16 protein-coding genes are annotated in these 20,568 nt (G+C 52.4%); 8 read left to right on the forward strand and 8 right to left on the reverse strand.

Translation table 11 applies throughout. The features are described 5' to 3' along the window. Positions 1-63: 63 nt before the first annotated feature. The 3 genes from PXC00_RS04280 (at position 64) to PXC00_RS04290 (ending at position 4,007) form a co-directional block, all read left to right on the forward strand. Positions 64-1,671 carry an extracellular solute-binding protein gene (locus tag PXC00_RS04280; protein WP_275844327.1) on the forward strand — a complete coding sequence of 536 codons (1,608 nt, stop codon included), beginning with the start codon at positions 64-66 and terminating at the stop codon, positions 1,669-1,671. A gap of 89 nt (positions 1,672-1,760) precedes the next feature. Next, the gene (locus PXC00_RS04285) at positions 1,761-3,074 is read left to right on the forward strand and encodes an alpha-L-fucosidase (RefSeq protein ID WP_275844328.1); all 1,314 of its coding nucleotides are present in this window, start codon (positions 1,761-1,763) and stop codon (positions 3,072-3,074) included. A gap of 21 nt (positions 3,075-3,095) precedes the next feature. Further along, a complete protein-coding gene (locus PXC00_RS04290) occupies positions 3,096-4,007 on the forward strand; it encodes a family 43 glycosylhydrolase (RefSeq protein ID WP_316935106.1) in 912 nt (303 codons plus the stop codon). A gap of 67 nt (positions 4,008-4,074) precedes the next feature. Here the strand turns inward: PXC00_RS04290 and PXC00_RS04295 are convergent, their stop codons facing one another. Further along, a complete protein-coding gene (locus PXC00_RS04295; RefSeq protein WP_316935107.1) occupies positions 4,075-4,776 on the reverse strand; it encodes a Crp/Fnr family transcriptional regulator in 702 nt (233 codons plus the stop codon). 443 nt (positions 4,777-5,219) lie between these two features. Here PXC00_RS04295 and PXC00_RS04300 point away from each other — a divergent pair, with 443 nt between their 5' ends. After that, a complete protein-coding gene (locus PXC00_RS04300) occupies positions 5,220-6,023 on the forward strand; it encodes a motility protein A (RefSeq protein ID WP_275844331.1) in 804 nt (267 codons plus the stop codon). Between the two features lie 17 nt (positions 6,024-6,040). Beyond that, the gene (locus tag PXC00_RS04305) at positions 6,041-6,958 is read left to right on the forward strand and encodes an OmpA/MotB family protein (protein WP_275844332.1); all 918 of its coding nucleotides are present in this window, start codon (positions 6,041-6,043) and stop codon (positions 6,956-6,958) included. A 235-nt stretch (positions 6,959-7,193) separates the two neighbouring features. On the opposite strand, the gene PXC00_RS04310 is transcribed toward PXC00_RS04305, so the two are convergent. The 4 genes from PXC00_RS04310 to PXC00_RS04325 all read right to left on the reverse strand — a co-directional run bounded on the left by PXC00_RS04310 (position 7,194) and on the right by PXC00_RS04325 (position 11,660). Then, on the reverse strand, positions 7,194-8,069 hold the full coding sequence (locus PXC00_RS04310) for a carbohydrate ABC transporter permease (RefSeq protein WP_275844333.1): 876 nt from the start codon (positions 8,067-8,069) through the stop codon (positions 7,194-7,196). After that, entirely contained in the window at positions 8,066-9,019 is a 954-nt protein-coding gene (locus tag PXC00_RS04315) for a carbohydrate ABC transporter permease (RefSeq protein WP_275844334.1), read from the reverse strand. Before PXC00_RS04315 ends, PXC00_RS04310 begins: the two co-directional genes overlap by 4 nt. A 122-nt stretch (positions 9,020-9,141) precedes the next feature. Beyond that, complete coding sequence (locus PXC00_RS04320) at positions 9,142-10,578, reverse strand: carbohydrate ABC transporter substrate-binding protein (protein ID WP_275844470.1); 1,437 nt, start codon at positions 10,576-10,578, stop codon at positions 9,142-9,144. A 38-nt stretch (positions 10,579-10,616) separates the two neighbouring features. Further along, a complete protein-coding gene (locus PXC00_RS04325; protein WP_275844335.1) occupies positions 10,617-11,660 on the reverse strand; it encodes a LacI family DNA-binding transcriptional regulator in 1,044 nt (347 codons plus the stop codon). A gap of 480 nt (positions 11,661-12,140) precedes the next feature. Here PXC00_RS04325 and PXC00_RS04330 point away from each other — a divergent pair, with 480 nt between their 5' ends. From PXC00_RS04330 to PXC00_RS04340, 3 genes are all read left to right on the forward strand, one after another. Beyond that, on the forward strand, positions 12,141-14,585 hold the full coding sequence (locus PXC00_RS04330; RefSeq protein WP_275844336.1) for a GH36-type glycosyl hydrolase domain-containing protein: 2,445 nt from the start codon (positions 12,141-12,143) through the stop codon (positions 14,583-14,585). 348 nt (positions 14,586-14,933) lie between these two features. Further along, complete coding sequence (locus PXC00_RS04335) at positions 14,934-16,802, forward strand: sensor domain-containing diguanylate cyclase (RefSeq protein WP_275844337.1); 1,869 nt, start codon at positions 14,934-14,936, stop codon at positions 16,800-16,802. A gap of 379 nt (positions 16,803-17,181) precedes the next feature. After that, positions 17,182-17,439, forward strand: a complete 258-nt coding sequence (locus PXC00_RS04340) for an HPr family phosphocarrier protein (RefSeq protein WP_275844338.1) — start codon at positions 17,182-17,184, stop codon at positions 17,437-17,439. Positions 17,440-17,504: 65 nt separating this feature from the next. Here PXC00_RS04340 and PXC00_RS04345 read toward each other — a convergent pair whose 3' ends face one another. The 3 genes from PXC00_RS04345 to PXC00_RS04355 all read right to left on the reverse strand — a co-directional run bounded on the left by PXC00_RS04345 (position 17,505) and on the right by PXC00_RS04355 (position 20,422). Next, positions 17,505-18,299, reverse strand: a complete 795-nt coding sequence (locus PXC00_RS04345) for an ABC transporter ATP-binding protein (protein ID WP_275844339.1) — start codon at positions 18,297-18,299, stop codon at positions 17,505-17,507. 6 nt (positions 18,300-18,305) lie between these two features. Further along, the gene (locus tag PXC00_RS04350) at positions 18,306-19,313 is read right to left on the reverse strand and encodes an ABC transporter permease (RefSeq protein ID WP_275844340.1); all 1,008 of its coding nucleotides are present in this window, start codon (positions 19,311-19,313) and stop codon (positions 18,306-18,308) included. Between the two features lie 92 nt (positions 19,314-19,405). Further along, positions 19,406-20,422 (reverse strand): ABC transporter substrate-binding protein, encoded by a 1,017-nt coding sequence (locus PXC00_RS04355; protein ID WP_275844341.1) that lies wholly within the window; start codon positions 20,420-20,422, stop codon positions 19,406-19,408. Positions 20,423-20,568 lie beyond the last annotated feature (146 nt).

The raw sequence follows: 20,568 nt of genomic DNA on the forward strand, positions 1-20,568 counted from the left end.
GAAGCCGTAGTTTTTGTAAGGCAGCGAATCATTATCTTATCAGTTGAAAGAAGGAGCTTGAACATGAAGAAAAAAAGTTGTATGAAAACCGTCCTTTGTTGCATGCTGTCCGCTGCGATGATTTCCGGAACGCTGATTGGCTGCGGAACCGGAACGGCCAGTTCTTCCGGTACGCAGAAATCCTCCGCATCGCCGACAAACGGAAAACTTTCTGACCAGAAAGTAACGATTTCCATGCTGTATGCGGATAACGCTGCATACCCTTACAATCCGGACTGGCCAACCCTGAAAAAGATGGAGGAGGAAACCAACGTCCATCTGGACATTCAGGTGGTGCCGGACAGTGACTTCACAACCAAGGCACAGTTGATGATGAATTCCGGTACGATGCCGGACATTATTGTGAAAACCAATACAGGCAGCGGCACAGCGCAGCAACTTGCGCTGAACGGCAAGCTGCTGGCGTACAGCGATTACTTTGACAAGATGCCGAATTTTCAAGCCTTTATGAAGCAGAACAACATTCAGGAGGAACTGGACGGAAACCGGCTGTCGGACGGAAAACTCTACGAAATGCCGCAGGATGTGAATGCCATCAAGTATTCAAGCGAACAGTGGTTCGTCCGAAAAGATGTATTTGACAGTCTGGGATTGTCTTTACCGAAAACTTGGGAGGAATTGTATCAGGACTGCCTGAAAATCAAACAGAAGTATCCGGATGCGTACCCCATTCAAAATGAATTCGGTACCGGAAACTTCTACAACATGGTTGCCCCAAGCTTTGGCACGCAGGCGGGCTGGGGTGCCGGTCCCTCCAATTTTATGTATGACGATTCGTCAAAAAAATGGGTGTTTGCACCGGCAACGAACAACTACAAATCCTTCGTGACGTTCCTGCACAAACTATATGACGAAGGCATTCTGGACAAAGAGTTTTCGACGATGGATTCCAGTGTTACGGAGCAGAACTGCGAAACCAACAAAGGCTTTATTGCGCCTGCATGGTTTGGCAGCGAATCCACTTGGAACGCCGTTGGCAAAAAAACGGACTCCAACATGAACTGGGTGCCGGTTGCGCCTTTTGCGGGGCCGGATGGTACCGCCGCATTGATTGCACCATCCCAGTGCTCTTCTTGGATGGTTTCTCCTGCAAGTGTAAAGGATAAGCCGTACTTTGATGTGCTTCTGAAATGGATTGACTGGATGTACAAACCGGAGGGTGGCGGCAACCTGTTCTCCTGGGGTGTCAAGGGGACTACTTATGAAACCAAAGACGGAAAAAATCAGTTTCTCAAAGGTGTTTATTCCGGGGACGGAAACGAATTGAGCAAAAAATACGGTGTCGAAAACAACTCCCTGAGTTTCATCTATCCGAAGGACTTTCTGGAGGCAACGCTTTCAAAAAGTGCACGCAGCCTAGTGGATTCTGAACTGAAAAACAACAACTTTGCAAAGCGTCAGCCCAAGCTTTCTTTGACCACGGACGACAAAGACACCGAATCCCTGTACTCCACGGCGCTGTCCGATTATGTGTCGCAGATGACCGACGAATTCATCATGGGAAAAACCCCGCTGAGCCAGTGGGACGCCTTTGTTTCACAGTGCAAAACAAAAGGTGCGGATAAGCTGGCAAATCTGTATAATGAGGTGTATACTAGAGAAAAATCTTGACCGGAGCGGCGCTGAAAATGCTCCAAACGGCGTTTCTGCGGCAGGTGAAAAACCACAGAAAGTACAGAAAAAACGGGGGTTACAGGAACATGGCAGAGTACAAAATGACGGGGGCGGAGCTGGCATCTATGCTGAAGGGTCAGCTGAAAAGCAATATGCTTTTTAACGGCATTATTGGCGTTGACGATCCGTCCCTGCACTTAACGGAAGAACAGATCCGCTGGTGGCGGGATGCAAAAATCGGCCTGTTTGTCCACTGGGGTGTTTTTTCCGTAATCGGCAAGGGTGAGTGGGCGTACTTCAAAGAGGGCTATACGGAAAAAGATTACCGCAAAATTGCGGAGCAGGACTTTCATCCGGCACGCTCCGCAGAAGAAATTACCAGCGGCTGGACACAGACCGCAAAAAATGCCGGAATGCGGTACGCGGTCATGGTCACACGCCACCACGACGGTTTCGCTTTGTGGGACAGCAAGGCAAGCTGGAAGCAGTTTACGTCCGCTGCCTGCGGACCCAAGGCAGACTACGTCAAAGCTTTTACGAAGTCCTGCGCGCAGGCGGGTCTGTACACTGGACTGTACTATTCCCCTATGGACTGGCGCTTTCCGGGTTACTTTGACCCCAAGGGAAAGCCGGAGAGCGCACAGAAGATGAAGGAACAGGCATACCAGCAGCTGTGCGAGCTTTGCACGCAGTTTGGGGATGTGCGGATTCTGTGGTATGACGGCGGTTGGTTGGCACATCAGGGAACGGATGCAGATGCTGCGTGGTTTTGGGACCCAATTCGTATGAACAAAATGATACGCGCCCTGCAGCCGGGAATCATGGTCACGCCGCGTTCGGGTTACAAGGGCGATTTTGAGTGCGACGAGGGCCCGCAGGAGGTAATTGGCGGCATTGTGCCGATTCCGTGGGAAAAGTGCATGACGCTGGCGTCTGCCTGGGGGTATCAGCCGAACGATACGTACTGCTCATTTCCGCAACTGATTCGGATGCTGGCCAATGTTATTTGTCGGGATGGCAACCTGCTGCTGAATGTGGGGCCGGATGCCGAAGGAGAGATTCCACAGGAGGAACAGCAGGTGCTGGCGCAGCTGGGCGCGTGGCTGCAGGAAAACGGAGAAGCAGTCTACGGCACCCGCGGCGGCATTTGGCAGCCGGTGGATCATGTGTACGGTACCACTTGGAAAGACCATACGGTGTATGTGCACGTGTTGGACTGCCATGCGTTTGCCGGGCAGGTTCTGCCGCCAGTGGAAAAAACCGTGTGCCACGCGTGCTTGCTGGACGGCACAGAGGTGCCGTTTACACAGGACGCAAACGGCGTGCGCCTGCAGCTGCCGGAAGCAGTGGCGCAGGACGAACGTCCGGATACGATTATCAAGGTCAGCGTAAAACCATAAAGCGCAAAGAAGGGAATACCGATGGCACAGAAACTTCTCAACGGTCAGCCGTGGTACGACACGGACGGAAATCCGCTGCACGCGCACGGCGGCTGTATGCTGAAAGCGGCGGGTACCTTCTACTGGTACGGTGAAAATCGTACAGGAAACCGGTATGTCAGCCTTTACAGTTCAGAAGATTTGCAAAACTGGCGGTTTCGTGGGGATGTCCTCACAGCGGACTCTCCCACAGCGGCGCACCGCGTCCGTACAGAGTGCCGCCTGCGGAACGATGATGGCACGAAAAAGAACATCGAGCGTCCCAAGGTGCTTTACAATCCGCGTACGCGGCAGTATGTGATGTGGATGCACGTGGAAAACGGAAAGGATTACCGGGAAGCCGCCTGCGGCATTGCCGTGAGCGATACGCCGGACGGTACATTTACATATCTTGGCAGCTTTGCGCCTTTTGGCTGTATGTCGCGCGACTGTACGCTGTTTGCGGAGTCGGACGGCACTGCATACTTTCTGTCCACCGCGCGGGACAACGCCGACCTGCACATTTACCGTTTGGCAGACGACTACCTGAACGTGGATGCGCTGGTCAATCGGTTGTGGCCGGGCGAGTACCGCGAAGCGCCTGCCGTCATGAAACGGAACGGACGCTACTATCTTTTCACCTCGTTCTGCACGGGATGGGCACCGAACCAGTGCCGCTATGCAGTTGCTGACAGCATGGACGGCCGCTGGAGCACCTTGACGGATATTGGCGATGCAACAACGTTCCGTTCTCAGCCGGCGTTCCTGCTGCAGACAGCCGACACCTGTTACTATGTGGGAGATCGCTGGAACGCGGAAGACTACAACGGCTCCCGCTATGTGGTTCTGCCGCTTACTTTTACAGCAGATGGAGTTCCGCAGCTCACATACACAGATTTCGCATTTACACCGTAAAGCACCGGATAGACCCCAAAAGCCCTGCCGCTTTTTTTGTGCGGCAGGGCTTTTTGTCGGCTAAAACTCAGCCGGATGCTTTTTTGCGGTTTGTGCCGCTTGCCAGCCGCAGCAGCTGGGCTTTATCCAAAACTTTGACACTGCCGCGGGACAGCTTGACCAGACCTTCCTCTGAAAAATACTTGAGCATTCGGGAAACAACTTCTCTGGCACTGCCCATATATTTGGCGATTTGTTCGTGTGTCAAAAAAATTTCACTTCCGCCGGTTTTGGCAAGCTCATCTGTGAGGAAAATGGCAAGACGCCGGTCAAAGCTCATGAAAAGAATCTGCTGCATGGCCCACATGACCTCAGAAAAGCGGTCGGCGGTCAGTTCGTTTGCAAAGTTTTTTACATAAATGCAGCTTTCCGTCAGGCTGCGAAAGGCTGCGGAGCTGATGAGCAGGACTTTTGTATCTTCTTCGGCTTCAATAAAAACATCGAAGGTAATCGCCTGCAGCACGCAGGAGGCGGACAAAATGCAGACATCGTCCGCATACTGCCGGAACAGGGTGATGTCACGTCCATCTTCGGAAAGGATGTAGGTGCGCAGCTGTCCGGACTGAATCAGCAGAACACCGATGCAATCGCTGCCGCCGCTGTGGATGACCTCTCCTTTGGGATAGATTTTTACGGAAGTGCTGCCGCACAGTAGTTCCTTTTCACTGCCGGAAAGATGCTTCCAGAAAGAAAGACGCTTAGAAAAGACAGCAGCAAAATTTTCAGCCATCAGGGTGATTCCTCCGTTTCCGAGTAAAGTATAAGTACAGTATAGCACATTTCCAAGCTCTGTTTCCACTGCTTTTGTTTATCAGAGAAAACTTAGAAATTTGTATAATTCTGTTTTGTCACGGAAACTTGAAATTCCTCCTCAAAATATGCGAAATTTTAAAGAATGATGGCTCATAAATAATAGAAAATTCTAAATATGCACAATTTTTAATTCCTAAGTTTGTACAAGATTATATCATGAAATATTCCTAATTATTCCAAATTCGATTGACAGTATCTTTTTTTATGATACTATCTAATATATAAAAGAAAGAATATATGCATTTGCTTGTTCCTACCTGCGATTTTCTATTCATCGAATGCAGAAAGTATCGAAAGGATTCGATAGCATTGCCGTGCGGTGCAGCACCATTTGCCGGCAGAACGGAAAGGGAGTTTTTCATGGACATTTCACTGATTATCGGTTTGGTGGTAGCGTTTGGCTCTGCGATTGGCGGATTTTTGCTTGATGGCGGCAAGGCAACTTCTTTGGTTGTGGGCAGCTCGTTTTTAATTGTGGTGGGCGGCACCATGGGTGCAACCATCATTTCTTTTGGTATCAGCGGCACCTTAAAGGCTTTTAAGCGTGTCTTTTTCAGCTACAACAAGAAAAATGAGCCGAACCCGGAGCATTTGATTGAAAAAATCAGCGAGATGACCAACAAATGCCGCTCAGACGGTCTGCTGGTTCTGCAGTCTATGCTGAGTGACCCGGAGCTGGAAACCGAGAATTACCTGATGCTCAAAGAAGCCATGGTGCTTGCAACCGATGCCAAAAGTGTGGAAGTGCTGCAGGATACCTTGAGCGCGGATATTGAATCCTACTCGGCGGCAATGCAGCAGGACATCAGCGTGCTGGAGGGTGCCGGCGGCTTTTCGCCGACACTGGGCATTATCGGTACGGTTATGGGGCTGGTGCAGGTGCTTTCCAATATTTCAGACGCTTCAAAGCTGACAGCTTCCATTGCAGTTGCATTTATCGCAACTTTGTACGGCATTGTGTTTGCAAACCTGCTTTACCTGCCGTTTGCAAACCACCTGCGCAGCTTTATGAAGCGGCAGGTCATCTTCCGTGAGATGATGGTGGACGGTATCTGCATGATGGTCAGCGGCGAGAGTACGCGCAACATTCAAAACAAACTGTCGCTTTACTATCACGCTTTTCCGAACTGCGAGGATAAGTACAAAGCCGGTATCGATAACTGATCGGGGTGAACGGATAAATGAAAAAGAAACCGGCCGAGGAGGCCAAGGGAGACAACAGCGGGCGCTGGATGCTGACCTACTCTGATATGATTACGCTGCTGCTGGCTCTGTTTATTGTTCTGTACTCCATGAGTACCATAAATGCAAAGAAGTATCAGCAGGTTTCACAGGCGATGCATTCCGCGTTTAAAACAACGGAATCCACATCCGGCGGCGGCGCCGGCAACGGTATTGGCAATGCGATTATTGCGGCAAGCCAGTCGTCCAAAGCATCCTCCTCCAAAACACAGCAGGTTCCAAGTTTGCAGAACGACGCCCTGGGGGAGATTTACTCCATTTTAAACGCTTTTGTAACGTCGAACCATCTGCAAAATCAGGTTCAAATCACCAAGTCCAGTGAATACGTGCAGATTCGGGTAGTGGATATGGTTATGTTCCAGCCGGATACAGCTACCATGTTGCCGGCGAGCGAGCCGATTGTCAAGGAAATCGAGCAGGCAATCGCCAAAGTATATGGCCAGGTGGATCATATTACCATCAGCGGCCACACAGCGGATGTTGTGGAAAATGGGTCAAAGAGTGATGAGATCTCGTGGCAGCTTTCCACAGAGCGTGCGGTCACGGTGCTGAACCGGATGCTGGACTACGGTCTTTCCGGAAAGAAGCTTTCCATTCAGGGCTATGCGCATTACGTACCGGTGGCGCCGAATGACACGGAGTCCAACCGCGCCAAAAACCGCCGGGTGGAAATCACGATTTATAAGAGTCCGTCTTTGGATGTGGCCTCTCAGGCGGCGCAGAAAACGGCTTCCCGTGTGCAGAAAAAAACAGCGTCAACAGCGTCTGCTGCATCCTCTCAGACCGGTTCTGCAACGTCGCCTTACGCAGATGCCTCATCAACGGCAGGCACGTCTTCCTCTGCATCTTCCAAATAAGCAACAGCAGTGCTTTGCGTATGAACGCAAAGCATTTTTTTATTCGTTTTTGGCATATAGGGAAAGGAGAAAGTGTTTCGAAAGGCAGACCCGCAGGATGCAGGTGCAGTGGGCTTTGTTCACTGCACCACTTGGCAGGCAGCCTATCGCGGTATTGATAAGCTTACAAAAAGGACTTTGGCAGAAGTGGTTTTCCTCTGTCAAAGCCTTTTTGTTGTTTCTGTTTATTGAAAGGTCAGCCCTTTACGCCGCCCAGTGCGACACCGCGCACGATGAATTTGGAAAGCAGCAGGTAAACGATGATGACCGGAATGATGGCGATGGTGATAAGCATATAAACTTTTCCCATGTCAAATTTTAAGAAGTCCGCACTGCGCAGCTGCGCAATCAGAATCGGAAGCGTCTTCTTCTTGGCGCTGTCCAGCAGCAGGGCGGGAATAAAGTAGTTGTTCCATGCACTGACAAAGGTGAAAATTGCCTGCACTGCCACGGCTGGCTTGACAATTGGCAGGACAATGCGGTTGAAGGTATGGAACTCGCTGCTGCCGTCAATACGCGCAGCCTCGACAATTTCCATGGGCAGGTTGCCGTCCATGTACTGCTTCATAAAGAAGAAAACGATGGGGGAGGCAATCGCGGGCAGAAACAGCGGCACCAGAGAATCCTTTAATCCCATTTTCTGCATCTCATCCACAAAGCCCACAGCCGAAATCTGCGTGGGCATGGTCATGATCAGCAGAATCAGCGTAAAGGCGGCACGCCGGAACTTAAAATCATAGGCGTGAATGCCATATGCGGTCATTGCCGAAAAATAGGTAGCGAGCGCCGCGCTCAGCGCGGAAACCAGCAGGCTGTTGCCAATGCCGCTCATAACCGGAATGTTGGCGTCATTCAGCGTGTTTTTCAGGTTGGTCAGAAACGATTCGCCCGGTAGGAAGGAAAAGCCCTGCTGAATCTGAAACGTGTTGCGCGAGGCGTTAATGAGCAGCATATAAAAGAAGAAAAGACACAGGAAGCATAGAAACCCCAGAAATAGGTAGCAGCCGATGCGCGCCGCGGTCAGCTTGCCTTTGCTGCTTTTCAAGCGGATTGCTTTGGCAGGTTTGCTCATTTGCGTGCACCCCCTTTCCGTGCCCTCTGGGCGGAGGCGTTATCCTGTGTCAGCGAGAAGTAAATGAACAGGCACAGTACCGCGCACAGAACAAACAGCACTGTGGAAATGGCGCCCGCCATCCCGTAGTTTTTGCTGTACATATGGTTGTTCAGGTACATGATCATGGTGGTGGTGCAGCGATCCGGCTCGCCCTTGCCGTTGGTCAGAATCTGCGGAACGTCAAACATCTGCAGACCCCCGATGAGCGAAGTGATAAAGGTGTAAACCAAAATCGGACGAATCAGCGGAATGGTAATGCGCCAGAACATCTGTTGGGATGAGGCACCGTCGATTTCCGCGGCCTCGTAAAGCCCCGGATCCACCCCCATGATGGCTGCCATCAGCACGATGGTGGTGTTGCCGAACCACATGAGGAAGTTCATAAAGGCAACCAGCCCGCGTGCGCCTACCACGGTGGAGAGGAACTGAAACGGTTGGGAAATAGCGCCCATGGAAAGCAGCGTCGCGTTGACCGGCCCGTTGTCGGAAAACAGCGTGAAGAACAGCATGGCAAACGCTGCGGCCATAATCAGGTTCGGCATATAGATTACAGTTTTGAAGAAGCCCTGCGCACGCAGGCTCAGCCGCTGATTGGTAAACCAGGCGGCCAGCAGCAGCGAAACCGCAATCTGCGGCACGAACCCTACCAGCCACATCAGCATGGTATTGCCGAAATATTTGGGCAGGTCTGTTTGAAACAGGCTGGCGTAATTTGCAAGCCCCACAAAGTTTGGCCCGATAATGCGCAGCCCCTGCCGGAAGTACTGAAAGAAGCTGTAGTATATTGTGGAAGCCAGCGGGATGAGCTGAAAGACAGCAAACGCAATGAAAAATGGCGCGATGAAGAAATAGCCCCACTTTGCGTAGGAACTTCGCTTTTTCGCTTTTGGCGGATTTCCGGTATGCATTTGAAAAACCCCTCTCGTCCGGAAATAAAACGCACGGTCCGGCCGGGAAAATCCACCCAGACCCGCGACCGTGCGTTTTGCTATGTAATAGATGATTACGTCTTAATGAATTGGTGAAACGGTTAAGAAGGCCACTTGATTTCTGTCAGTTCCGGATATTTTTCCGTCACGATTTTCTTGAAGTTTTCTTTTGCTTTTTCCAAAGTGGCGTTTCCGGTGAAGTAATCTTTGAAGGCAGTCTGCATTCCTTCGTTCATGCCCTGGTCATAGGGGCCGGCTTTGCTCATGTCGATTTTCGGCGCAACCTCTGCAAACAGTTTGATGTGGTTCTGCCCGCCTAAGAATGTGGACTTAAAGTCGCTGTCTGCAATTTCCTGCATGGCGGCCTGATTGTTGGTGTAGTCTTGCGTTTTTTCTGTGATAGATTTCATGATTTCCTTGTCACAGGTCAGGGATTTCATAATATCCTTGATGGTTCCCAGATTGTCGCTGCCTTTGGCCGCGCACATCCAGGTGCCGCCCCAGTAGTAGCTCTGCGGCCCTTTGCACACGGCGTAGTCTCCGTAAATGCCGTTACCGACTTCTTCTTTGCCGCCCTCTTTGGTGGGGGTTTTCAGGGAATTGCCCACCAGGGTGAAGTTGATGCCCCAAGTCGAGTAGAAGAAGCCGAACACCTTGCCGCTGGGGCCTTGGTCAGCCTGCCACTGGTCATCCCACAGGGAGGTTTTGTTGTTGTAACCTTTGTCGGTGTAATTCTTGGTCTGCTTAATCCAGTTCATCAGGTTCGAGTCCACGGTCACGGTGGTGCCGGTTACCCACGGGGCAGACACATTATTGGAGAACACGCGGTAGCTGTCATCGTAGCCGGAAAGCATTTTATAGCCTTTGTCGTGGGCTTTGGCAGCGATGCTGTTAAACTTATCCCAGTCGGAGAGCTGCTCCTGTACTTTGTCGGGGTCGTCGGTGCCCAGCACCGCTTTGGCAATGGAACGGCGGTATGCGAAAAGCCCCGGTGTTGCCTGCCAGGAGGTACCCTTCTGCACACCGTCCTTGGAAACAATGTCTTTGGTGTACTGGTACTGGTTGGAAAGGTCTTCGTCGGTCAGACCAACGTCTTTTTTCACATCCAGCGTGTAGTCGCTGTCCACGTATTTCAGGGCATAGTCGGCTTCAACCAGAAACATATCAATTTTGTCGTCGGCAGATGCGGCGTCCTGTGCAAGCAGCGCCTGGTCCAGCTTGTTCTGGTAGTTGTTGTTGTCATTCGGGTTAATCGTCCATTTGACCACGGTGCCGTCTTTCAGGGTGGTGGTGGATTTGTCTTTGGCAATCTCTTTGACATTGGGATAGAATTTGTTGAACTGCCCCTGAAATTCATCGTTCCAGCACCAGATGTTCAGCACCTTACCTTCGGCGGCTTTGGCCGTGGTGCTTTGGGCGGCAGAGCCGGTGTTTTTGGAGCTGGCAGACTGCGAACTGGCGCCGCCGCCGCACCCTGCCATGGAAACGGTGATTGCTGCAGCCAAAGCGGCGGCAGTCCACCTTGCGGATCGTTTCATACCTTTCATTACAAGTTCCTCCTTTGATTTTTACAGGTTTAAAAATCAATATTTGTACAGCAAATAAATGATTTGCCGATACGCTGAACTGTGGCGCCTTTCAGCAGCCTGCCGGGCACTACGGTGCTGCCGGGCAGCGTGGTTTTTGGGCGTTCAATCAGGTCGATTAACTGCTGGGCAGCCATTCTGCCCAGCGCGGCGGTGTCTTGCTGCAGGGTGGTCAGCCGGGGGCTGAGCACCTGGGAAAGATAAATGCCGTCGTATCCGGCAACGGAGATGTCCTGCGGAACCCGCAGCCCGGCTTCCTGCAGCACGTTCATGCCGCCAATATAGGAAAAGTCGTCGGGAAACAGGATGCAGGTGGGCGGCTGCGGCAGCGCCAGCAGGGCACGCGTGCACGCGGCGGTTTTTTGCGGATTGTGGTAGGATGCCTCACAGACGTATTCGTCTGGGATTTTCAAGCCCAGTTCCAGTGCCGTACGGTAAAAACTGGTCAGGCGGTTGGTGGTGACGCTGGTCTTTTCGCCATGGATAAACGCGATGCGGCGGTGCCCCATGGAGGCGACATAGGTGACTAAGTCCCGCATACCGCAGATGTTATCAGACAGAACGGAAACGTGGTTGTCAAAGGTGTAGTCGATGGTGACCACCGGAATGTCGCTCTGCACCAGTTCTACCACCTGCGGGTCAAAGAAATCGACGCAGGCGATGACCACGCCGTCCACGCCGCGGTAGCGGCAGTGCTCCAGATACGTAGCAGTACGGTTGCCGATGTTGTGGTTAATAAAGGTGATGTCGTAGCCGTTTGCTTCCGCTTCAACCTTAAAGCTTTCCAATACCAGAGAAAAGTACTCATGCGTCAGGCCACGGTGGGTTTCGTCTACGAAAAGAACCCCCAGATTATAAGTACGGTTTGTTTTCAGTGCCCGCGCCGCGCTGTTTGGCATATAGCCGAGCTTTGCCGCCGCGGCAAGGATTCTGCCGGTTGTCGGGCCGCTGATTTCTTTATGTCCATTCAAGGCTTTGCTGACAGTAGCAACAGAAACGCCGCACGCAGCCGCAATGTCTTTGAGTGATACCATGATTTTTACCTCCCAGCCAATGTGAAAAAGTTTTCGTACAGATATTGTACCACACTGCCTGAAAGGAGGGCGAAAATTGTTTTAAACGTTTTCACAAGCATAATATAACACCTTGCATTGAAAAATGCAATAGTTATTTTCAAAAAAATCGAAATATCTTCTAATAATCTATGAAATTAGCTGTAATATATAGAACACGTATTTTTTAGAAAGGCAAATAATCCGTTTTTCATTTTTGCATGAGACGAAAAATTAGGAAAAAATACGAAAACGTTTACTTTATACACATATCTGAGCACTTCTTTGGTAAAGGGGGATTTATCTAATTTTACTTTCAATGTATTGTGCAAATCTATGAATTTTCAAAAAAATATTGCACATCTGCTGGAAATGCAGTATGGTTAAAAGAAAGCAGCGCAGCCTGCCTGCTTGTTTAAACGTTTTCTTTATTCTATCGGACAACCGGAAAGGAGCGTCATCATGCAGTTCGGACATTTTGATGACCAAAACAAGGAATATGTGATTACCACGCCGCACACGCCGCTGCCCTGGATTAACTATCTGGGCAGCAGGGATTTCTTTTCTCTGATTTCCAATACCGCCGGCGGATACTGCTTCTATCGGGATGCCAAGCTGCGTCGCATTACGCGCTATCGTTACAATGACTGCCCGCGTGACAGTGTCGGGCGGTATTACTACATAAAGGACGGCAGCACCGTCTGGAACCCCGGCTGGAAACCGGTTAAAACAGAGCTGGACCGCTATCGCTGCCGCCATGGGCTGGGCTATACGGTTTTGGAGAGCGAAAAAAACGGACTTGCGGCGTCTTTGGAGTGCTTTGTTCCGGTTGCGGACAACTGCGAGGTGCACCGGCTGACGCTGACCAACCGCACCGATGCTGTTAAGGAAGCGGAGCTGTTCAGCTACGCAGAGTTCTGTCTTTGGAACGCTGTGGACGATGCGAATAATTTTCAGCGCAATTTTAGCACCGGCGAAGTGGAAGTGGACGGAAGCACCATCTACCATAAAACCGAGTATCGGGAGCGCCGCACGCACTTTGCGTTCTATACGGTCAACCGCCCGGTGTGTGGCTTCGATACAGACCGCGACAGCTTCTGCGGCGCGGATCGCGACCTGGACGCACCGCAGACAGTGCTGGCGGGCAGCTCCCGCGACAGCATCGCACATGGCTGGGCGCCGGTCGGCAGCCACCACCTGCACCTTGCCCTGCAGCCGGGAGAAAGCACCAGCTGTATTTTCGTGTTGGGGTATGTGGAAAACCCGAAAGACGATAAATGGGAAGCACCCGGCGTACTGAAAAAGGACCGCGCCCGCGCTTTGATGGAAAAGTACCGCACGGATGCGCAGGTGGATGCTGCCCTGCAGGAACTGCATATGTACTGGGAAACGCTGCTTTCCCGCTTCTCTGTTCACTCGGAAGATGAAAAGCTGGACCGCATGGTGAATATCTGGAACCAGTATCAGTGCATGGTTACGTTTAACCTCAGCAGAAGCGCCAGCTATTTTGAAAGCGGCACTGGGCGCGGCATGGGGTTCCGCGATTCCTGCCAAGACCTGCTGGGCATTGTGCATCTGGTGCCGGAGCGTTCCCGCCAGCGGATTCTGGATATTGCCGCTACGCAGTTTGAAGACGGCAGCTCTTACCATCAGTATCAGCCGCTCACGAAAAAGGGCAACGCTGACATCGGCAGCGGCTTTAACGATGACCCGCTCTGGCTGATTGCGGGTGTCGGCGCGTATCTGCGCGAAACGGGGGATTTCTCCATTCTGCAGGAGCAGGCTGCGTTTGACAATGACGAAACCAAGGCGCAGCCGCTGCTGGAGCACCTGCGCCGCAGTTTTCAGTATTCCTGTTCTCACAAAGGCCCGCATGGGCTGCCGCTGATTGGGCGTGCAGACTGGAACGACTGCCTGAACCTGAACTGCTTCTCCGATGAACCGGGCGAGAGTTTTCAGACCTGCTCCAACCTGGAAAGCGGCAAGGCGGAAAGCGTTTTTATTGGCGGAATGTTCGTGAAGTACGGCGCGGAGTACGCGGATATTTGTGCGCACTGCGGTTTGACGGAAGAAGCCGCGCAGGTGCGTGCACAGGTGGAAACCATGCGGGCGGCGGTACTGGACGCCGGATGGGACGGCGCGTGGTTTGTACGGGCATACGATGCGTTCAGCAAGCCGGTCGGCAGCCATGTGTGCGACGAGGGGCAAATCTTCATTGAACCGCAGGGAATGTGTGTGATGGCTGGCATCGGCGTGCAGGAGGGCCTCGCGCAGAAAGCCCTGCAGAGTGTGCAGGAACGGTTAGACACCAAGTACGGCATTGTTCTGCTGCAGCCGGCGTACACCAGCTACCGGCTGAACCTTGGCGAAATTTCCAGCTATCCGCCCGGCTACAAAGAGAATGCGGGCATTTTCTGTCATAACAACCCGTGGATTAGTTGCGCGGAGGCGGTGGTTGGCCACGGCGACCGTGCCTTTACAGTGTACCGCCGTACCTGTCCGGCGTATGTCGAGGAAATCAGCGAGATTCACCGTACGGAGCCGTATGTATACAGCCAGATGGTCGCCGGTAAGGACGCCCCCTCTTTCGGTGAGGCAAAAAACAGCTGGCTGACTGGCACCGCTGCGTGGACATTTGCGGATGTCAGCCAGTATCTGCTCGGTATGCAGCCGGAGTTGGATGGCCTGCGTGTGAATCCCTGCATTCCGCACACGTGGAAAGCGTTCACGGTGGAGCGCCTGTTCCGCGGTACCAGGTATCACATTGCGGTGCGGAATCCCGATGGCGTGCAGAAAGGGGTCGTCCGCATGGAAGTGGACGGTAAACCGCAGACGGACAGTTTGATTTCCTTTGTTCCCGGCAAAGCGGATTGCTATGTGCAGGTAACGATGGGCACGCCCGAATAATCAATTCATCAAAAAAGAAATAAAAGCAGCGTTTTCTTCGGAAAATCGCTGCTTTTTCTTTTGCACAAAAAGATTTTTCCTTTTTGCAAGAGTATTTATACATGAAAGCAATAAATTTTGTAAAATTATTTTAGAAAAGTAGTTGAAACGGAAGCAAAATAATGGTATTATGGATAGGTAATTTTCATAAACTTTGATATAATGTAAAAATATTGCTAGTCTGTGGAGCGGCTTTTCTAACCATGAAGGCGTTTGGCTTTTCCTCCGGTCAAGTGAGCTCCCAGGCAGTTTTGCAGAACAACGTGTCACAGATTTTAATGACGGAGATGAAGGAGACGGCGTGGAGCGATGTTGAAAGACAATGAGATGAAAATCGAAAGCGATCTGTTCGAACAGCTGCCGTGCGGTGTGCTGATTTGCGACAGAACACCGGAGCTTCGTATGGAATGTGTGAATCCGGAGTTTCGGAATATGACCGGTTTTACCGAGGAAACACTGCAAGATGGATTTCAGAGCAGCCTGCTGCAGATGGTTCACCCGCAGGACCGCAGCTATGTGGCGGCTGTGTCGGCAAAGCTGCAGGAGGCCGAACCGCTTACATTGGAATACCGCCTGCAGAAAGCAGACGGAAAGTGCTGCTGGGTGCTGGAGCGGCGCCGCGTTTTTCAAGGGGTGGATGGCACCCGCTTGTGCCTTTGCGTATTGGTGGATATCACTGCACGGAAAGAGGAGGACGAGCAGCTGCGTCTGAATCTGGAACGCTACAAAATTATCACCGACCAATCCAACGATATCATTTTTGAGTGGGACTTTGCACAGGACAGCATTTACTTTTCCCCAAATTGGAAAAAAAAATTCGGCTATACACCGATTCAGACGCACTTTTCGCGGAATCTGCCAGTGCAGGGGCACGTCTTTGCGCAGGACCGAATCCGGCTGCAGCTGGCGATGAAAAAGATGCGGGAGGGCACTTCTTTTCTGCAGACGGAAATCCGCATTCGCAGCGCAGACGGTGTGTACCTTTGGTGCCGGCTGCGCGCTTCCACACAGTATGATGAGAACGGTGCGCCGATTCGCGCGGTCGGCATGGTTACGGACATTTCCAAGGAGAAAGCACAGCGACAGCAGCTTTTGGAGCGGGCACAGCGGGATGCTTTGACCGGCCTGCTGAACAAAGCGGCAACGGAAAAGCAGATTCGTGCGTTTTTGGCAGCGGCGGGGGAGGAACCATGTGCCCTGATGATTGTGGACTTGGATCACTTCAAGTCGGTCAATGACCGCTTTGGGCACCTCTGCGGCGATGCGGTGCTGACGGATGCTTCTGAGGCCATCCGGCATCTGTTCCGCACGTCAGACATTGTGGGCCGCATCGGCGGCGATGAATTCATGGTCTTTATTCCGGGGATTGACCGCGCTGCCGCCATGCAAAAAGCACACCAGATGCTGCAGAAAATGGAGCATATCTGTTTGGACGATGGCGGGCAGCACATCTCCTGCAGCATCGGCATTTCCTGCTATCCGGAGGACGCGGAGAACTTTTCCGACCTGTACCGCTTTGCAGACCGCGCGCTGTATCAAGTCAAGCGCAGCGGCCGTGCGGATGCCGCACTGTATACACCGGAGAGTTGCCGGAAAACTGCAGAGCTGCTGGCGGAGCGGGAGGAGCGGCATACCTGGCACGCGGAGCATTTGTATGCGGACAGCAGCCAAATGCTGCAGGAGGCGTTCCGTCTGTTGAGCAGCACGCCGGATTTGCCGGCAGCGTGCGGCCGCCTGCTGGAATTTTTGAGCAAGTGGTTTCACGGTACGCACATCTGCGTTTGGGAGTATCAGCCGCAGCTGCAGGCTTACCGCGCGGCGTTTGCGTGGGATGAGCGCGCGCTGCCGGACCCGCAGCAGCAAGCCGCCCTGCGCTTTTGCGAGATGGAGCCTGCTTTATGCGCGGCTGGCCCGGACACGCTGCTTTGCTGCGAGGATACCGAGGAACTGGAAACCGAGCAGGGATGCCGCCTCCGGCAGCGCGGCGTTTGCAGTTTTCTGGAGTGTATGATGACCGACGGCGGCAGGCGCGTGGGGCTGCTCAGCTGTGAGAACCACCGCAGAACCGGAAAGTGGCCGCAGGAGCAGCGCTATGCTTTTCGACAGATTGCCGACCTGCTGGCGGTGTATCTTGTCAAGTTTCAGCAGCAACAGTCGCTGGAACAGCTGCAGAAGTAAAATTGAATTTTTCACAGAAGTCCCTGCAAGGTGCGTCTTGCGGGGACTTTTTCTGCTTGCGACGGGCACAGTACGGCACAGAACGCCGGAAAAGTGCCTGCAAAATTTCCGCTTTTCCTTCGCTTGGTTTTGCTATACTAAACCCAGTGCGCTGCAGACAGAAAACAGGGGAACAGCTTTTGAAAAGTTATAAAATTGGATGATTTTCTAAAACTAGCCGTCGAAAGGATGTAGATTAGAGATAATTTAGACAATTTTTTGGATTTGGCTATTGCAATTTATAGTAGAACTTGTTATATTGAGTATAATAAAGACTGAAAAGCGGCGATGTGCAGCGGCAATCAAATGCAAAAGCTGTCCTCAGAAGGAGAATCGGAATATGAAGAAATTCACTTACAGAATTACAGACCGCGAGGGACTCCATGCCCGCCCGGCCGGTCTGCTTGCCAAAGCAGCCGGTGATTTTCCCTGTTCCGTTACGGTGGAAAAGGACGGAAAGCTTGCTAATGCAAAAGGGATTTTAGGCTTGATGCGCATGGCAGTCAAGTGTGGGGAAGAAGTGACGGTAACCTGCAGCGGAGAACGGGAAGCAGAGGCGGAAGTTTCCCTGCAGCAGTTCTTTCAGCAGAACTTGTAAGCCTGATTTTCGCAAAAAAGGCTGTACGGAGAGGGTTTTCCGTACAGCCTTTTTTGTTTGTATGTTTAGGAAAGCAGCATCCGGTCGTTATCCAATTCTTTGCCCTCGGCAATCTGAAAGCGCTCCAGCAGATCCTCTACTTTCAGATTTTTCTTTTCTTCGCCTGAAATATCAAATAAGATTCTGCCGCCGCTCATCATGATAATGCGGTTGCCGAACTGAATGGCGTGGCGCATATTGTGCGTGACCATCAGCGCAGTTAGGCTTTGACCAGAGATGATATCGTTGGTTTGCCGCAAAACGGTGTCGGCTGTTTTGGGGTCCAGCGCCGCTGTGTGTTCGTCCAGCAGCAGCAGCTTGGGCTTCTGCAGGGTTGCCATCAGCAGGGTCAGTGCTTGGCGCTGACCGCCGGAAAGCAGACCGACTTTACCGGTCATGCGGTCTTCCAGGCCTAGCCCCAGAACTTGCAGCTTTTCTTTGTAAAGCTCGCGTTCCTCCTTGGTAATGCCCCAGCGCAGAGTGCGCCGTCTGCCGCGTCGGTACGCCATTGCCAAGTTTTCTTCGATGTTCATGTCGCCGGCGGTGCCGCGCATGGGATCCTGAAAAACACGACCTAAATAATGCGCGCGCTTGTACTCCGGCAGGCGGGTCACATCGGTGCCATCCAGCACAATGCTGCCGCCGTCACAGGCATACACGCCGGCAATCAGGTTGAGCAGGGTGCTTTTTCCGGCGCCGTTGCCGCCGATGACGGTGATGAAATCGCCCGGCTGCAGGTGCAGGGTAATGTCTGTGAGCGCCTGCTTTTCATTCACGGTGCCTTTGTTAAAGGTTTTGTAAACATGGTTTAGTTCCAGCATATTCGCTCACTCCTTTTGATTCGCTTCATCCGGGTCTTCGTCAGAAGCATCGATGCCGTTTTCTGCCTGCGGCTCCACCGCCGGCACGCCCATGCCGGCCATGCTGCGCCTAGTGCTGCGCTGCACTGCGTTTTTCTTGAGGGTCGGGAAAAACAGCGCAATGGCGATGATGATGGCGGTAATCAGCTTCATGTCGGTGCTCTTCAACCCGAGGAACAGAACCAGCGCAATGACTGCACGGTAAATTACGGAACCGGCTACCATGCAGATGAGCCGCGGCAGGAAGCCGACGTGCTTGCCCAGAATGACTTCGCCGATAATCACCGAGGCAAGCCCGATGACGATGGTGCCGACACCCATATCCACAGAAGAGTTGCCCTGCACTTGCGCGTAAATTCCGCCGGAAAGGGAAACCAGACCATTGCTCAGCACCAGTGCCAGGATGGTGGTGGTGTCTGTATTGACCCCCAGCGAGCGAACCATGTACGGGTTGTTGCCGGTTGCGCGGATTGCACTGCCAAGCTCTGTACCGAAGAACCAGTAGAGGAAAGCAATGACGGCGGCGGCGACAATACCACCCAGAAGAATCTGGCTGTTCTTTGCGGAAATGCCGGGAATGCTGTGTTTGATGATGGTGTCTACCGTATCCACGCCGTTCAGGGGAATCATGGCCTGCGAACCCATGATGCGGATGTTGATGGAGTACAGCGCGGTCATGGTCAGAATGCCGGCAAGAATGCCGGGAATCCGCATTTTCGTGGTCAGAAAACCGGTTACAAAACCGCACAGCATACCGGCCCCCATCGAAGCCAGTAGTGCAAGAAATGGATTGGCACCGCAGTTACCCACCAGCATAGCGGCCACAGCACCACCGGTGGCAAAGCTGCCGTCGACGGTCATGTCGGGAAAATCCAGAATGCGGAAAGTCATGTACACGCCGAGCGTCATAATGCTCCAGATAATGCCCTGCGCCAGTGCGCCGTGCATCGCGTCCAGCAAATTTAAAATGTCCATCGTATGAAGTTCTCATCCTCTTTTCTGTGAATTGCCTGAAAATAAGGAATCACCCCACAGCGGCGCCGCGGGGCGATTCGTTCCTGCACGGTTTAGGATGCACTTACATCCTTGCCCTTTTCTGTGATGCTTTCCGGAAGGGTGACACCCAGCTGCTTTGCCACGGCGCTGTTGTAGGAAACGTCGTATTGCTTCTGGTACTCAATCGGCATATCCGCCGGTTTTGCTTCGCCTTTCAGAATCTTTGCGGCCATGGCGCCGGTTTGTTTGCCCAGTTCTTCGTAGTTGATGCCGACGGTCAGCAGACCGCCGTTTTCCACCATGCCGCTTTCCCCGACAAACACAGGCAGCTTTGCCTGCGTTGTGACACCGGTGACCACCTTCATGCCGGTTGCCAGCATATTGTCAGTCGGGATATAAACTGCCTGCACCTTACCGACCATGGACTGTGCAACCTGCTGGATTTCATTGGCGGCAGAAACCGTGAATTCCTGGTATTTCAATCCGTTTGCTTCGCAGGCGGCCTTGGCCCAGTCGGCCTGCAGCTTGGAATTGGTCTCGCTGGAGCAGTACATGATGCCAATGGTGGTGGCCTTTGGTACGACCTGCTTAATCAGCTTAATCTGTTCTTCCACCGGCGTTTTGTCGCTGGTGCCGGTCACATTGCCACCGGGCTTTTCGTTGCTGTCCACCAGTTTGGCATCCGCCGGGTCGGTGACTGCGGTTATGACTACCGGTGTATCAGTGACCACCTTGGCAACGGATTGCGCAATCGGCGTGGCAATTGCCAGAATCAAATCCGGCTTTTTGCTTGCCATGGTGTTGGCAACCGTCACACAGTTGGACTGGTCGCCCTGCGCGTTCTGCACGTCATACGTGACGTTTTTTCCTTCTTCAAAGCCGGCTGCTGTCATGCCTTCTTTAAATCCCTTCAAGGAGGCATCCATTGCGGGGTGCGTCATGTACTGCGCCACGCCGATGGTGTATTTTTTGGCGCCGGAGTTTTCCGAAGCGCCTGTGGAAGAGCTGCTGCCCGAGCCGCAGGCGGTGGTGCCGGCCAGTACAGCCGCCGCCATAACCGCGGCCATCGCTTTTGCTATTTTTTTCATTGCTGATTCCCTCCTGAATTGGCTGCAGCAGGCCGTGCTGCTGTTTTTCTGTGTTTATGATTTAAAGCTTCAACCTCTTGAAGTTTATTAACACATTGTACACATATCATAGCTGGTTGTCAAGAACACAATTGCTTTGCAATCCG

This window comes from Caproicibacterium argilliputei, assembly GCF_029211325.2.
Taxonomy (GTDB): domain Bacteria; phylum Bacillota; class Clostridia; order Oscillospirales; family Acutalibacteraceae; genus Caproicibacterium; species Caproicibacterium argilliputei.

Coding starts and splice junctions, on each gene's coding strand:
- PXC00_RS04290 (WP_316935106.1), top strand. CDS start 3,096: ATGGCACAGAAACTTCTCAACGGTCAGCCGTGGTACGACACGGACGGA.
- PXC00_RS04285 (WP_275844328.1), top strand. CDS start 1,761: ATGGCAGAGTACAAAATGACGGGGGCGGAGCTGGCATCTATGCTGAAG.
- PXC00_RS04305 (WP_275844332.1), top strand. CDS start 6,041: ATGAAAAAGAAACCGGCCGAGGAGGCCAAGGGAGACAACAGCGGGCGC.
- PXC00_RS04345 (WP_275844339.1), bottom strand. CDS start 18,299: ATGCTGGAACTAAACCATGTTTACAAAACCTTTAACAAAGGCACCGTG.
- PXC00_RS04300 (WP_275844331.1), top strand. CDS start 5,220: ATGGACATTTCACTGATTATCGGTTTGGTGGTAGCGTTTGGCTCTGCG.
- PXC00_RS04340 (WP_275844338.1), top strand. CDS start 17,182: ATGAAGAAATTCACTTACAGAATTACAGACCGCGAGGGACTCCATGCC.
- PXC00_RS04320 (WP_275844470.1), bottom strand. CDS start 10,578: ATGAAACGATCCGCAAGGTGGACTGCCGCCGCTTTGGCTGCAGCAATC.
- PXC00_RS04295 (WP_316935107.1), bottom strand. CDS start 4,776: ATGGCTGAAAATTTTGCTGCTGTCTTTTCTAAGCGTCTTTCTTTCTGG.
- PXC00_RS04315 (WP_275844334.1), bottom strand. CDS start 9,019: ATGCATACCGGAAATCCGCCAAAAGCGAAAAAGCGAAGTTCCTACGCA.
- PXC00_RS04355 (WP_275844341.1), bottom strand. CDS start 20,422: ATGAAAAAAATAGCAAAAGCGATGGCCGCGGTTATGGCGGCGGCTGTA.
- PXC00_RS04330 (WP_275844336.1), top strand. CDS start 12,141: ATGCAGTTCGGACATTTTGATGACCAAAACAAGGAATATGTGATTACC.
- PXC00_RS04335 (WP_275844337.1), top strand. CDS start 14,934: ATGTTGAAAGACAATGAGATGAAAATCGAAAGCGATCTGTTCGAACAG.
- PXC00_RS04280 (WP_275844327.1), top strand. CDS start 64: ATGAAGAAAAAAAGTTGTATGAAAACCGTCCTTTGTTGCATGCTGTCC.
- PXC00_RS04310 (WP_275844333.1), bottom strand. CDS start 8,069: ATGAGCAAACCTGCCAAAGCAATCCGCTTGAAAAGCAGCAAAGGCAAG.
- PXC00_RS04325 (WP_275844335.1), bottom strand. CDS start 11,660: ATGGTATCACTCAAAGACATTGCGGCTGCGTGCGGCGTTTCTGTTGCT.
- PXC00_RS04350 (WP_275844340.1), bottom strand. CDS start 19,313: ATGGACATTTTAAATTTGCTGGACGCGATGCACGGCGCACTGGCGCAG.